At 34.2% G+C, this 14,215-nt stretch carries 16 protein-coding genes; 11 read left to right on the forward strand and 5 right to left on the reverse strand.

The features are described from left to right. The 3 genes from DN393_RS10630 (at window position 1) to DN393_RS10640 (ending at window position 2,058) form a co-directional block, all read left to right on the forward strand. Complete coding sequence (locus DN393_RS10630) at window positions 1-816, forward strand: alpha/beta fold hydrolase (protein ID WP_064469413.1); 816 nt, start codon at window positions 1-3, stop codon at window positions 814-816. 30 nt (window positions 817-846) lie between these two features. Then, entirely contained in the window at window positions 847-1,422 is a 576-nt protein-coding gene (locus DN393_RS10635; protein WP_064469414.1) for a histidine phosphatase family protein, read from the forward strand. 318 nt (window positions 1,423-1,740) lie between these two features. After that, window positions 1,741-2,058: a hypothetical protein gene (locus tag DN393_RS10640; protein WP_064475052.1), complete on the forward strand. Its 318-nt coding sequence runs from the start codon at window positions 1,741-1,743 to the stop codon at window positions 2,056-2,058. Window positions 2,059-2,149: 91 nt separating this feature from the next. Here DN393_RS10640 and DN393_RS10645 read toward each other — a convergent pair whose 3' ends face one another. Next, window positions 2,150-2,788 (reverse strand): YczE/YyaS/YitT family protein, encoded by a 639-nt coding sequence (locus tag DN393_RS10645; protein WP_064475053.1) that lies wholly within the window; start codon window positions 2,786-2,788, stop codon window positions 2,150-2,152. A gap of 194 nt (window positions 2,789-2,982) precedes the next feature. On the opposite strand from DN393_RS10645, the gene pepT reads away from it, so the two are divergent. Then, a complete protein-coding gene (gene pepT, locus DN393_RS10650; RefSeq protein WP_000807012.1) occupies window positions 2,983-4,215 on the forward strand; it encodes a peptidase T in 1,233 nt (410 codons plus the stop codon). Between the two features lie 37 nt (window positions 4,216-4,252). Here pepT and DN393_RS10655 read toward each other — a convergent pair whose 3' ends face one another. Genes DN393_RS10655 through DN393_RS10665 form a run of 3 tightly spaced genes read right to left on the reverse strand, consistent with a single transcriptional unit; the run spans window position 4,253 to window position 6,268 of the window. Further along, window positions 4,253-5,164, reverse strand: coding sequence for a DNA-3-methyladenine glycosylase family protein (locus DN393_RS10655; RefSeq protein WP_064475054.1), 912 nt, complete (start codon window positions 5,162-5,164; stop codon window positions 4,253-4,255). Beyond that, window positions 5,161-5,691 (reverse strand): methylated-DNA--[protein]-cysteine S-methyltransferase, encoded by a 531-nt coding sequence (locus tag DN393_RS10660; protein ID WP_149173486.1) that lies wholly within the window; start codon window positions 5,689-5,691, stop codon window positions 5,161-5,163. Before DN393_RS10660 ends, DN393_RS10655 begins: the two co-directional genes overlap by 4 nt. Beyond that, a complete protein-coding gene (locus tag DN393_RS10665) occupies window positions 5,672-6,268 on the reverse strand; it encodes a bifunctional transcriptional activator/DNA repair enzyme AdaA (RefSeq protein ID WP_088047325.1) in 597 nt (198 codons plus the stop codon). Before DN393_RS10665 ends, DN393_RS10660 begins: the two co-directional genes overlap by 20 nt. 154 nt (window positions 6,269-6,422) lie before the next feature. On the opposite strand from DN393_RS10665, the gene DN393_RS10670 reads away from it, so the two are divergent. The 6 genes from DN393_RS10670 to DN393_RS10695 all read left to right on the forward strand — a co-directional run bounded on the left by DN393_RS10670 (window position 6,423) and on the right by DN393_RS10695 (window position 12,168). Continuing rightward, window positions 6,423-7,181 carry an exodeoxyribonuclease III gene (locus DN393_RS10670; protein WP_000767613.1) on the forward strand — a complete coding sequence of 253 codons (759 nt, stop codon included), beginning with the start codon at window positions 6,423-6,425 and terminating at the stop codon, window positions 7,179-7,181. 300 nt (window positions 7,182-7,481) lie between these two features. After that, a complete protein-coding gene (locus DN393_RS10675; protein WP_048545878.1) occupies window positions 7,482-8,447 on the forward strand; it encodes an iron-hydroxamate ABC transporter substrate-binding protein in 966 nt (321 codons plus the stop codon). A 27-nt stretch (window positions 8,448-8,474) separates the two neighbouring features. Then, a complete protein-coding gene (locus DN393_RS10680; protein ID WP_001173055.1) occupies window positions 8,475-9,482 on the forward strand; it encodes a FecCD family ABC transporter permease in 1,008 nt (335 codons plus the stop codon). Then, window positions 9,475-10,497 (forward strand): FecCD family ABC transporter permease, encoded by a 1,023-nt coding sequence (locus DN393_RS10685; RefSeq protein WP_064475057.1) that lies wholly within the window; start codon window positions 9,475-9,477, stop codon window positions 10,495-10,497. Before DN393_RS10680 ends, DN393_RS10685 begins: the two co-directional genes overlap by 8 nt. Window positions 10,498-10,511: 14 nt before the next feature. Continuing rightward, window positions 10,512-11,333: an ABC transporter ATP-binding protein gene (locus tag DN393_RS10690; RefSeq protein WP_048545874.1), complete on the forward strand. Its 822-nt coding sequence runs from the start codon at window positions 10,512-10,514 to the stop codon at window positions 11,331-11,333. Between the two features lie 16 nt (window positions 11,334-11,349). Next, the gene (locus DN393_RS10695; protein WP_064475058.1) at window positions 11,350-12,168 is read left to right on the forward strand and encodes an alpha/beta hydrolase; all 819 of its coding nucleotides are present in this window, start codon (window positions 11,350-11,352) and stop codon (window positions 12,166-12,168) included. Window positions 12,169-12,207: 39 nt separating this feature from the next. On the opposite strand, the gene DN393_RS10700 is transcribed toward DN393_RS10695, so the two are convergent. Beyond that, a complete protein-coding gene (locus DN393_RS10700; protein ID WP_064475059.1) occupies window positions 12,208-12,897 on the reverse strand; it encodes a class I SAM-dependent methyltransferase in 690 nt (229 codons plus the stop codon). A gap of 91 nt (window positions 12,898-12,988) precedes the next feature. On the opposite strand from DN393_RS10700, the gene DN393_RS10705 reads away from it, so the two are divergent. Beyond that, complete coding sequence (locus tag DN393_RS10705; RefSeq protein ID WP_088047326.1) at window positions 12,989-14,053, forward strand: helix-turn-helix transcriptional regulator; 1,065 nt, start codon at window positions 12,989-12,991, stop codon at window positions 14,051-14,053. Window positions 14,054-14,215 lie beyond the last annotated feature (162 nt).

Genomic DNA, 14,215 nt, shown 5'->3' on the forward strand with positions numbered 1-14,215 from the left:
ATGTTATGGCGAATGAAAGGTGCGGAAATATACTATGAAATTGTTGGAGAGGGGAAACCGGTCCTTATCATACATGGCTGTGCGCCGGATCATAGGTTAATGATGAAATGTATGGAATCAGTATTTCAAAAATATGAAGGTTATCAACGAATATATATTGATTTACCTGGAATGGGAAAGTCGAACGCTCCAGATTGGATAAATAGTTCAGATCATATATTAGAAGTGTTAACTATATTTATTGAAGAAATCATTCCAAAGAAAGATTTTTTACTAGTAGGAGAGTCTTTCGGCGGATATTTAGCTAGAGGGATACTTTCAAAAATGTTTGAGAGAGTCAATGGATTATTATTAATATGTCCTGTGGTTGTTGCGCTGCAAAAAGAAAGACGTTTACCGGATAAACAGATAATTGTACAAGATAAGGAGTTTTTAAATACGTTAACTTCTACCGAAAGAAAAGAATTTAGCGAGTTAGCAGTGGTAGCAAATGAATATACATATAAACGATTTAAAGAAGAAATTAAGCCGGGGTTAGATGTTGCTAATTATGAATTTATTGAAAGGTTGCAAAAAAATTATTCTCTTACTATGGAGTTTCACCGAAAGAAATATGAGAAACCCGTTCTTTTATTAGCAGGAAGACAAGATATATCGGTAGGTTATCGAGATATTATAGAAATTATTGAAGATTATCCAAGAGCAACATTAGCGGTGCTTGATATGGCGGGACATAATTTGCAAATTGAACAGCCTGAACTATTCGAGAGTTTAGTAGGAGAATGGATTACACGAACAAAACAACAAAATTTATAAAAAACGAATGAATATTTTCAAGGAGGAAGTATGAATACATATATTTATATGGTTAGGCACGGTGAATCATCAAAATTAGAAGGGAGTGAAAGAACACGTGGTTTAACTGAAAAGGGAAGTTTAGACGCTCACAGAGTAACAGACATATTAAAAACAGAGGGAATCGATACTTTCATTTCAAGTCCGTATAAGAGGGCTGTGTTAACGATAGAAAAATCAGCCGATTTCTATGAAAAAGAAGTAGTAGTATATGAGAATCTCAAAGAGTGTATGTTTTTAAGTGAGGATAAGATTATATCAGATAAAGAGGTGTATCCACTTGTAAAGAAGATGTTCTCTGATCCGGATTTTGCACTAACAGAAGGAGAGTCATATAAGGATTGTCAGGTAAGGGTAGTGAAAATGTTAAAGAAAATATTAATGAATTTTCAAGGACAAAAAATTGTAATTGGCACACATGGACTTGTAATGACATTAATGATGAATTACTTCAATAACCAATATGGGTTTGAATTTTTAATACATACATCAAAGCCTGACATATATAAGTTGGAATTTAAAGAGGAGCAATTCATGAATGTAGAAAGATTATGGATAGGAGAATGAAACTGCATATATGGAGTGTGTTTTAATTTGTACTTATAAAACACACTCTTTTTTATAGAATGCATTTTTATCAACTATTTTTAGAATGTTAAATTAATAAGTAATTATTCAATTTCTGAATAATATAAATGGAAGTTGGTTTAAGGAAACAATTTTAAATGTGACAAAACTCCAAACGTTGGATTTCTATTCAATTGGAAAAAAAGATGTAGAATTTTGTCTTACGGTCCCCGTTTACTTTTCATTTCATTACATATAGGCTTTGTGGTGTAAAGGGGAAAATCACCTTTATACAAAATTTATAAGGAGGACAATGTGATGAAAAAGATTAAAAAGTTTGCGGGAGTAGCTTTAGCAGGTACGGTTGGATTAAGTGGACTACTATTTTTAGAACCAAGTGTAAGCGCTGCGGAAACCCAGCAGGTAAAAGAAGAAAATTTCAATGCAATTGATGTAACGATGAATCAAAGTGCATTTTATGTATTGAGTGGTAGAAGTATTGATATTCTTTCTGGAGATAAAGAAGCAATTCAGTTAAATAAATACACAATTCGTTTTAGTAAACCAGGGAAGTATGTTATTAAAGTAAATGGTTGTATTTATGATGATATATATACATTTATTGTGAATGAGTAGTATATATTCTTAAATTGTGAGATAAAAAAAGAAACACCCTATTTGCGATGAGAATCGTAAATAGGGTGAATACTTTGTATTAAGTTGTATTTTAAATATGTTCACTAACTTTCTCTTTGTTATGTAAAGTATGTAAGAGGGCTTGAAACATCTTAAATGATTGCTGAAAGATTGGACTTTGAATAAAGGTGTAAAGAAAAGTTACGATGAAAACAGGACCTCCTAGCATAAATCCAATAACTAGTACAACACATTCTACTATGATTCTAGCACGACTAATAGATAGCCCTGTTTTGTCGGAAATAGTAAGCATGAATCCATCTCGAGGGCCAGCACCAATCCCAGCCGCAACATACATCCCTCCCCCAATACCTGTAATTGCAATACCAGCAAATAAAATGAGTAAGTTTATCCATAAATAATTACTAGCGTTTGGAAGAATGTTTGATTGTAAGAAAAAGTCCATAATGGGACCGATAAGTAGTGCATTTAAAAATGTACCCACATTTATATATTTTCGATCTACTAATAAAGAAATGAGAACGAGACATAATCCACATATGACACTCCACGTACCAATGGTCCATCCAAATCTTTGGTAGAGAGCCATATTTAAAACTTCCCAAGGATGTAAACCGAGAAATTTTACTTTGACTGCAAGAGCATTTCCAAGGCCAAAGAAAATTAACCCTAAGAAAAAAAGAAAATAGCGAAAGAGAGTTAGCCTCATCTTTAAAACCTCCTATATTGTATAATTATGTATATTACATGTAAGAGTTTTGATGTACAAATATTACGACTTTTTAGGGTTTGTTTAAAACTGTTGAATACAAATGAAATTTATGCATTCACAGTCAAAAAAGTTAAAATATTTCGTCTCAAGGATTATAATAGAGAAAGAAATATAAAAGGGAGTGAACGAGTTTGAAACAAGAGCTTATTGAAAGATTTACGAGATATGTAAAGATTGATACACAATCAAATGAAGAAAGTCATACAGTACCAACAACACCTGGACAAATTGAGTTTGGTAAGTTATTAGTGGAAGAGTTAAAAGAGATTGGCTTAACAGAAGTAACAATGGATGATAATGGGTATGTAATGGCAACACTTCCTGCTAATACGGATAAGGATGTGCCAGTAATCGGCTTTTTAGCACATTTAGATACGGCAACAGATTTTACAGGGAAAAACGTAAAACCACAAATTCATGAAAATTTTGATGGCAATGCGATTACGTTAAATGAAGAGCTAAATGTTGTGTTAACGCCAGAACAGTTTCCAGAATTACCATTATATAAAGGACATACGATTATTACAACGGATGGTACGACACTTCTAGGAGCAGATGATAAAGCTGGTCTTACAGAAATTATGGTTGCAATGAACTATTTAATACATAATCCACAAATTAAGCATGGGAAAATAAGAGTTGCATTTACGCCGGATGAAGAAATTGGCCGTGGGCCAGCGCATTTTGATGTAGAAGCGTTTGGTGCATCATGTGCTTATACGATGGATGGCGGTCCATTAGGTGGTTTAGAGTATGAAAGTTTTAATGCTGCAGGCGCTAAGTTAACGTTTAATGGAACGAATACACATCCTGGAACAGCGAAAAATAAAATGCGTAACGCAACTAAACTTGCTATGGAGTTTAATGGATATTTACCAGTAGAAGAGGCACCAGAATATACAGAAGGCTATGAAGGATTCTATCATTTACTTTCATTAAATGGTGATGTTGAGCAAAGTAAAGCGTATTATATTATTCGAGATTTTGATCGTGAAAATTTTGAGGCGCGTAAACATAACGTTGAAAATATTGTGAAGCAAATGCAAGAGAAGTATGGACAAAATGCAGTCGTTTTAGAAATGAATGATCAATACTATAACATGCTTGAAAAAATCGAACCAGTGAGAGAAATTGTTGATATTGCATATGAAGCGATGAAAAGTTTAAATATCGAACCAAACATTCATCCGATTCGTGGTGGAACAGATGGATCACAATTATCGTATATGGGATTACCAACGCCGAATATTTTCACAGGTGGTGAAAACTATCACGGTAAATTTGAATATGTTTCGGTGGATACGATGGAAAAAGCTGTTCAAGTTATTGTGGAAATCGCAAGACGATTCGAGGAACAAGCTTAAAAAAGAACCAAGTAGTGCGGATGCGCTACTTGGTTTTTTAGTATAATACTCGCCACAAATAAAAAGTTGCGTAAGACTCCCAGTTGGTCCAATTTGCCGCAAAATCTTTTATTTCCTGTTTAGTCGGTTTACTTTCAGAACCTGTTATATATTTAATTGCATTGTGCAAGCCAACATCGTCAATTGGAAAAGCGGAAGGAAATCGTAAACAACGCATTAAAACATAGTTGGCAGTCCACGGTCCTATACCGTGTATAGCAGTTAATTGTTTTTCAGCTTGTTTCACATCTTGTATTTGCAGTAAAGATTCTTTTGATAGTTTTCCTTCTGTAATAAGCTTTGCAATACCGATTAAATATTCACATTTTCTAGTCGTCATTTTTAATTTTTTAAGTTCCTCTACGTGTAAATGTGCAATCGTTTCAGGAGAAGGGAATATCCAATGTTTTCTATCATTCCATTCTACATAATTACCAAATTGCTCGACTAATCTTCTTTTTAGCGTATAAGCATATGTGAGGTTAATTTGCTGACCGATAATTCCCCAGGAAAGTGCTTCAAATAAGTCTGGAATACCTAAAGTACGAAGGCCATAATATTGTTCAATTGGTCCTTGAAGGAGTACATCAAGTTTAGCTAATGTATAAAAGGGAGCTAAATCAGTAGTTAAATCAAACCAATCCTTCACATAAGTAGCTACAGCTTCGCATACCGATTCTTCAGATGTATATAATTCTTCTAAAAAACGTATTTGAATATTACCATTCGTATTCATACTAATTTCAACTAAAGGATTTACATCGTGAACAGGAATAACTTTATAAATTTTGTTATCTTCAATTTGGAACATACATTCATTGTTAGAACGTGATAGATAGCGTAAATTTTCTTGGAAACTAAATTCTGTTGGAACTGCTAAAGTTAATGCGTTAGTATATTCTGTTGTCATATGAATTCTACCTGCGACTTTTCTAATGTAAGCAACTCTTTCTTCATTCCTAATCCACCTCTAAAACCAGTTAGTTTACCATTCTTTCCAATAACACGATGGCAAGGAATTGTAATGAGAAGAGGGTTGGCAGCAATAGCAGTAGCAACGGCACGCACAGCAGTAGGTTTGTGCATTCTTTCGGAAATTTCTGAATAAGAATATGTCTTTCCATAAGGAATTTCACGTACCGTATTCCAAACAGATAATTGAAAATCAGTTCCGTAAGCATCGATAGGGAATGTAAAAGTTTCTCGCTTACTTTCTAAATACTCGATAACTTCTTTCGTATATGATGGCAGGTAATCTGGATTACATGCCAATATATGTTGTGGCAATTTTTTTCTAGCCCATATATTTAGTTCTTCAAAGCTTTCATCTTGTGATCCAATGAAGCATAGTCCATTTTCAGTTGCAGCAATATGAAAATGCCAATCTTCATGTGTAAGTAGCGTCCAATATATAAATTTATTTTTGGAGGAATTCATTATTGTATCCTTCTTTCATTTCGTTCTTTTTTCGATATTCAGTAGGAGTAAACCCGGTTTTCTTTTTAAATAAAGTTGCGAAATACTCTGGGTTTTCTATCCCGATAGCAGTACTAATTTCTTTAATGGATTGATTTGTTTGTAAAAGGTGCTCTGCCGCTTTAACAATCCTAAACTGTTGTATATATTCTATTGGGCTTATCCCAGTCATTTTTTTGAAAGTGCGTTGTAAATGAAATGGGCTACCATGGCACATTTCAGCAAGTATGTCGAGAGTTAATAATTCGTTAAAGTCTTTTTCGATACAATCTTTAATTTGTTTTACCCACTCTTCATTAGGTAAAGTGATCCCATTTGGCTTACAACGTTTGCACGGGCGAAAGTTTTCACTCAATGCTTGCTCTGCGTGATGAAAAATTCGTACATTGTTTCTATTCGGTATTCTTGATTTGCATGATGGCCTGCAAAAGATTCCGGTTGATTTCACAGCATAAAAGAATTTACTATCATAGGAAGAATCATTATGAATAATTGCTTGCCAATGCTCATTTGTTAACGTAACCCCTTCATTGTGCAAAGAACATCACCTCTGAAATTAGTATAACCTGAATAAAGTGCGTATGTATGTATTCACAAATGTAAGAGCAAGATTACAAAGGTGAAAATATGATTGTTTTTCTATTTTGTGATAGCATGAAATTTGGAAATAAACATCAAGAGGAGGGCTATAAGTGAAGTTAATTTCATGGAATGTAAATGGCTTGCGAGCTGTTATCGCAAAAGGTGGATTTTTAGAATATCTCGAGGAATCAAGTGCTGATATATTTTGTCTACAAGAGATTAAATTACAAGATGGACAAATTGATTTAAATCCAGAGGGATATTATGCATATTGGAATTATGCCGTGAAAAAAGGTTATTCAGGAACAGCAATTTTTTCGAAAAAAGAACCGCTTGCTGTTACATACGGTTTAGGAATTGAAGAGCATGATCAAGAAGGACGAGTTATCACTTTAGAATTCGAAGATTTTTACATAATTACGTTATATACACCAAATTCAAAACGTGGATTAGAACGATTAGATTACAGAATGAAATGGGAAGATGATTTCCGGGCTTATATTAAGCAATTAGATAAAAAAAAGCCCGTTGTTTTTTGCGGAGATTTAAATGTTGCTCATAAAGAAATCGATTTAAAAAATCCAAAAAGTAATCGTAAAAATCCTGGATTCTCTGATGAGGAAAGGGAGAAATTCACACGTATTTTAGAAGAGGGATTTATTGATACGTATCGTTATCTGTATCCTGATCAGGAAGGTGCATATTCGTGGTGGTCGTATCGTATGGGAGCGAGAGCAAAAAATATTGGATGGCGTTTAGATTATTTTGTTGTTTCGGAAAGAATGAAAGATAAAATAACAGAGGCGAAAATTAATAGTGAAGTAATGGGATCAGATCATTGCCCAGTTGAATTACATATAAATTTCTAAAAAAAGAAGTATCTTCCTAGGATTAGGCAGATACTTCTTTTTTTATTCATTTTGTTAAAATTTTTCAAATCTTTCTTGAAATAATCGCATATTAAATATATACTTAGTAACGATAATCATTATCAGTGGGGAAGGTTATCAAAGGATGAGGTGTAAAAAGAATTATAGCTTAGGGGAAGTGAACGAGAATGAGTTCTGGATAGAATTATTAATTTAATGAAATATATATGTAAGATAAGTTTCATATAGTTAAATTTTATTAAGAATATTGTTTGAAAATTCGAGAGGAGATATATAAAGATGAATAAGAAGTTATTTACATTAGGGATGGTTACAGTATTAAGTGTAGGACTAGCAGCATGCAATAGTACGGATAAAACTTCAGGAGAACAAAAGCAACAGACAAAAGCTACGGAAACGAAAAAAGACGAAAAAAGAAAAATTACATATTTAGGTAAAGAATATACAGTACCAGCAAAAGTAGATAAAATTGCGACAGCTAGTTTAGAGTCAATGGAAGATGCAGCGGTACTTGGTATTAAGCCGGTAGGTGCCATTACTGTAGGTGGTAAATTACCGAAGTATCTTGAGAAAGATTTAGAGGGTGCGAAATCTGTTGGTGAGAAAATGCAACCAAATTTTGAAACATTACTACAATTAAAGCCAGACGTTATTACATCAAGTACGAAATTCCCAGCAGAAACAGCTGAAAAGTTTACGAAAGTAGCTCCGACATTCCCAGTATCACATGTTTCAACAGATTGGGAAGATAACTTAAAGTTAATGGGAGAATTAACTGGTAAAAAAGATAAAGCAGAAAAAATTATTAAAGATTACAATGCAGATGCTGAAAAAGCAAAAGCAAAACTAGGAGATAAGTTAAAAGACAAAAAAGTACTTGTCATTAGACTAAGAGCAAACGAATTATTCCTATATCCAGAAGGAGTATACTTCAACCCTGTCATTTATAAAGATCTTGGGCTAACTGCTCCAGAACAACTTAAAGCTGTAAAAGCACAAGAGAAAATTTCATTTGAAAAACTTGCTGAACTTAACCCAGATTATATTTTCTTACAATATGAGGCAAGTGAAAATAAAAATCCGAAAGTGCTAGAAGAAATTGAAAGCAATCCAATTTGGCAAAGTATGAATGCTGCGAAGGAAAAGAAAGTATTTGTAAACGTTGTAGACCCAATGGCACAAGGTGGTACAGCTTGGAGTAAAACAGTATTCTTAAAAGAAGCAGTAAAAAATTTATCTAAATAATACAATAAGTAAGGTGCGTTGAATGATATGCAGAAAACAAATGCAGTACCAGTAACCATATTATGTATAGCACCCATACTGATCTTATTTACAGTTATACTTTCTATTTTGTATGGGGCGAAAAGTATTGATGCTGAAACAGTGTGGAACGCATTATTTCATTTTGATTCAAGCGATGTAAATCATAATATTATTATTACTTCACGTTTACCAAGGGTAGTTGCAGCTCTTTTAGTCGGAGCGTTTCTAGCCATATCAGGAGCACTTATGCAGGGGATGACAAGAAACTATCTTGCATCCCCTTCTATTATGGGTGTGACGGATGGGGCAGCCTTTGTTATTACACTTTGCATGATTTTTCTTCCAGGAATGTCATCAATTGGTATGGTTTTATGTTCAATGATTGGTTCTGCACTAGGAGCCGGTATCGTTTTTGGTTTTGGTTCGCTCCTTCAAAATGGCTTATCACCAGTTAGGTTAGCGATTATCGGAACAGTTATTGGAACATTTTTAAGTAGTGTATCTGCTGCAATGGCTTCATATTTCCAAATTTCTCAAAATGTTAGTTTTTGGTTTAATGCAAAGTTAGACCAAGTGGACCCTAATATCATTAAAATCACGATACCGTTTGGGATAATTGGAATAGTTTTAGCGCTGTTAATATCAAAATCTATTACTATTCTTTCTTTAGGAGAAGAAGTTTCTATTAATCTAGGACAGCGTACAAAACTAGTTAAAGCGATGGCTATTTTATCGGTTATTTTCTTAACAGGAACGGCAGTTGCTTTAGTGGGGAAAGTTGGTTTTGTAGGCTTAATTATTCCGCACATTACTCGCTTTATCATTGGAGTAGATTATAAGTGGATATTGCCATGTGCAGGCGTGATTGGTGGCGTGTTTTTAGCGTTATGTGACGTTTTAAGTAGATTTGTAAACTATCCATTTGAAACACCAATTGGAGTCGTTACCTCCTTAATTGGAATTCCTTTCTTCCTTTATTTAATCCGTACAAGAGGAGGAGAGAGACATGCTTAAAAGTTCGAGTCAGCGCTTTGGAATGACAATGGGGATTATTATATTTTTAATACTATGTGCAATTTATATTAGTTTAACGAATGGTACGTTTGATATTACGATTAAAGATGTATTTAAAACACTCTTTAGAATAGATCCAGTACCAGATCATGATTTAGTTATTTTTGAGTTTCGTCTTCCGCGCATCGTAATCGCTGGATTAGTAGGATTAGGCCTAGGCGTTGCAGGTGCTGTTATTCAAGGGATTACGAGGAATGGATTGGCAGACCCAGGTATTTTAGGAGTGAATGCTGGGGCCGGCACAGCCATCGTTATTTTTATGTTTTTCTTTCAAGGGCAATTAAAGAGCACAGACTGGATGTCTATTATGATGATGCCAATGTTTGGTTTAGTCGGCGGATTAGGTGCAGCTATCATCATTTATCTGTTTTCATGGAAAAACGGTAAGCTAGACTCGCAACGTCTTTTATTAACAGGGATTGCAATTGGATCAGGATTTGGAGCATTTTCTATGTACTTATCACTCAAAATGAAGTCAACTGATTTCGAAATGGCTGCAGTTTGGGTGTCAGGAAGCATATATAGCGCAAACTGGAAGTATATTGTTGCTATGTTGCCGTGGCTTATCATATTAATTCCGCTTATACAAAAAAAAGCTTATTTATTAGATTTATTTCAATTGGAAGAAACGAGTATTACAAGTTTAGGTGTTTCGGTAGAAAGAGAGAAATCTATTTTACTACTAAGTAGTATCGGACTTGTCAGTGCATGTGTTGCAGTTTCAGGAAGTATTGGTTTCATTGGTTTAATGGCACCGCATATAGCGAAAAGACTTGTTGGTATTCAACATAAGCATATCATTCCTACGTGTGGAGTAATCGGAATGTTCCTTGTAATAGCTTCAGACTTTATTGCAAAAACAGTTTTCACCCCTGTAGAGTTACCTGTTGGGATCGTTATTTCTATTGTCGGTGTACCGTATTTCTTATATTTACTTTATAAGGCGAAAGCGTAAGAGGAGGAATAAAAGTGAGTATTTTAAGTGCAAAAAATTTAGAAACGAGTTATGAAAAGCTTACAGTGTTTCGCGATTTAAATGTGGAAATACAAGAAGGAAAAGTAACGACAATTATAGGGCCAAACGGGTGCGGTAAATCAACACTGTTAAAAACGATGGGAAGAATTTTAAAGCAAAAGAGCGGTAAAGTATATTTGCAAGGACAGGATTTAAATACGATTCCAACGAAAGAAATTGCGAAGCAGTTAGCTTTACTCCCGCAAACTCCAATTGCACCAGGAGAACTTAAAGTGGAAGAATTAATTTCTTATGGACGCTATCCACATCGAAATAATGTAAATAAGTTAACTTCAAAAGATAAAGAGATGATTGACTGGGCATTAGATATAACGAAAACTTCTGAATTTCGAACGAGACAAATTGCCAATTTATCAGGTGGTCAAAGGCAAAAGGTATGGCTAGCGATGGCTTTAGCACAAGAGACAGAAGTGTTACTACTAGATGAACCAACGACATATCTTGATATGTCTCATCAATTAGATGTATTACAAATTGTGGAGAAGTTAAATAAAGAACATAATTGTACAGTTGTAATGGTACTACATGATATTAACCATGCAGCAAGGTTTTCAGATGAGATTATTGCAATGAAGGAAGGGGAAATCGTTACAACTGGTATCCCAGAAGAAATCATTACAAATGAAGTGTTAAAAGAAGTATTTCATATTGATGCGCGTGTCATGATTGATCCGTATAATGGATCTCCTGTTTGCTTTGGATACGATAGTGTTGTCTCTCAAGAAGAGAAAGTAGAAATATATGTAACGAGTTAAGAGGGAGGGATATAAGATGAATACTACTATTGAAAAACAGCAGATTATAACAACTAATACAGAACAGTGGAAAATGTATTCGAAATTAGAAGGTAAGGAATATCAAATTCATATTTCAAAGCCGAGGCGACCAGCGCCAGAGTCAGGATATCCTGTTATATACGTATTAGATGGCAATGCTTTTTTTCAAACATTCCATGAAGCGGTTAAAATACAATCAGTTAGAGCGGAAAAAACAGGTGTTTCACCAGCCATTATAGTAGGTATTGGTTATCCAATTGAAGGGGCATTTTCAGGTGAAGAAAGATGCTATGATTTTACGCCTAGTGTAATTTCAAAAGATGCACCTTTAAAACCAGATGGCAAACCGTGGCCTAAAACAGGAGGAGCACATAACTTCTTTACATTTCTGGAAGAAGAACTGAAACCTCAAATTGAAAATAATTATGAGATTGATAAAGGAAAGCAAACGTTATTTGGGCATTCGTTAGGTGGCTTATTTGCTTTACATATACTATTTACCAACTTAAATGCCTTTCAAAATTATTTTATAAGTAGTCCATCTATTTGGTGGAATAACCAATCCGTACTTGAAAAAGAAGAGAACCTTATAAGTGAATTAAACAACGCTAAGTTTGAAACAGGAGTGTTCCTTACAGTCGGATCACTAGAACGAGAGCATATGGTTGTAGGGGCAAACGAATTATCAGAGCGCCTTCTTCAAGTAAAACACGATCAGTTTAGATTTACGTTTTATGAGGCTGAAGGGGAGAATCACGCATCAGTTGTGCCGACCTCTTTAAGTAAAGGGTTAAGATTTATTAGTCACGTATAGAAGGTAGAAAAAAGGTAAGCAATTGCTTACCTTTTTTCCTTATTGTTTAAAGGCAACGTATCCATCAATTAAAAAACTAGTAAAAAAGCGAGTAATTTGAGTAAAGCCACATTCCTCCATAATAGTTAGTAGATTCGTTTCGGAAATAGGGAATATTTCCGTTTCAAAAGAATTTTCAAATCTGTTCCAATCTTCTAATGGAATTTGATTTTGCATCATATGGTTGTGCCAAGCATTTAATTGTGCAGAAAACATACTTGTATGGGGTACACCATTTATTGAAGAGAGAAAGAATGGAGCACCAGGCTTTAAGCGACTACTAATTTCATTAAGTAACTCTTTTTTCTCCTTAATAGTTGGGATGAAGTGAAGAACAAGCATACAAGTAGCAGCGTCAAATAATGGATTGGTTAATAATGAATGCACAGTTCCATGTACAAAGTGAATTGGATTTTGTATGCCTTCGTTTTCAATTCTTTTTTTAGCTAACTGTAGCATGCTTTCAGATGGATCAACACCTGTAAAAGATAAGTTGCTATTTTGTTTGCCTATTGAGAGAATTTCTTGTCCACCACCAGCACCTATAACTATTAAATTGGGATTCATATTTTCTTTAGGGAGTGTAGTAAGTAAAAAATGATTCATCATGTTATAAAGGGTAAAATATCCAGGGATTTTCAACGGAATTGTTCGTTCATATGTATGTACAGTATGATCATTCCAGCTCATTTTTTAGCCTCCTCTTTTCCAATAAAGTTTCACTTTATTATGAAATGAAATGGTTAGAGGAAACAATCCCATAAATCTGGGGGGAATAAAGATGATTTATGAACAGGCAACGAAAGAAATAACACTGTTAATGAAAAGCGAGAGCTCAACTAGACAATTTCAAAAAGATTTTTTAAATATATTAAAAAAGGTAATTCCTTTTGATGCTTCCTGCTTCACCGCTATAGACCCGCGTACATTTTTATCAACCGGAGCATATACAGATCAAAGAATTGAACAACTGCATCCGCAGTTATTTATGAATGAATTTTTAGAGGATGATTATAACAAATTTAAAGAGTTAGCACGAAAGCCTCCTCATGTTGGTGCGATACGTATTGTCACAAATGATAATTCGATAAAAAGCGCTAGGTATCGAAATATTTTAAAACCAGCCGGTTTTATAGATGAAGTAAGAGTGGTTTGTATGAGTAAAGGAAAATGTTTTGGACACTTAAGTTTGTTTCGAGATAATACAAAAATACCTTTTCAGCATGATGAATGTAAGTATTTATCGAAGGTGGGTTTATTGGCAGGAGATACTTTAAGAACATCCTTTATAACCCGTTCAGAAGAAAAAATAGAAGTAGTAGGAATGGGCATGATTATATTAAATGAAAATCTTAAACTAAATTATTGGGATGAAACAGGATACATATGGTTATCAAACTTTAGAAAGTATGAACAATTGACTGAAGAGGACATTCCAAGGCCGATACGTGCAGTTTGTTCGCAAGTAAAAGCAAATGAAACTAATAAAGAAGCAACAGTCTGTATAAGTTTAACGTGTGGACAATTTTTGGTTATTCGTGCAAGTAGGTTAGAAAGTTACAGTAGTTGTCATACAGGATATAGGGTTTTGTTCGAAAGTGCACGGCCAGAAGAAGTTTTTCCTCTTCTTGCAGATTCTTATAGTTTGTCTCAAAGAGAGAAAGAAGTGATAGTAGGAATTGTTAGGGGGATGTCAACGAAAGAAGTGGCAAAAGAATTGTGTATTTCTACGTATACAGTTCAGGATCATTTCAAGTCAATTTTTGAAAAGGTCGGAGTAGGCAGTAGAAACGAACTTATATGGGAGCTTTTTTCTAAGTTTTGTTTTTTAAAGGGGGAATACTAAAAGAAAAATGGTTTAATTTATCCGGTATTAACGGTCGGACAGCTCATAAGATCGATTACTGCGGGCTAATAATTAGTGGGGTTTTTAGGATAAACGAGAAACATTCAAATAAACGTTTGAATGTTTCTCGTTTATAAGGTATACTACATACATAATCAAATA

This window comes from Bacillus sp. BPN334 (assembly GCF_008368885.1).
In the GTDB taxonomy this organism is placed as follows: Bacteria; Bacillota; Bacilli; order Bacillales; family Bacillaceae_G; genus Bacillus_A; species Bacillus_A wiedmannii.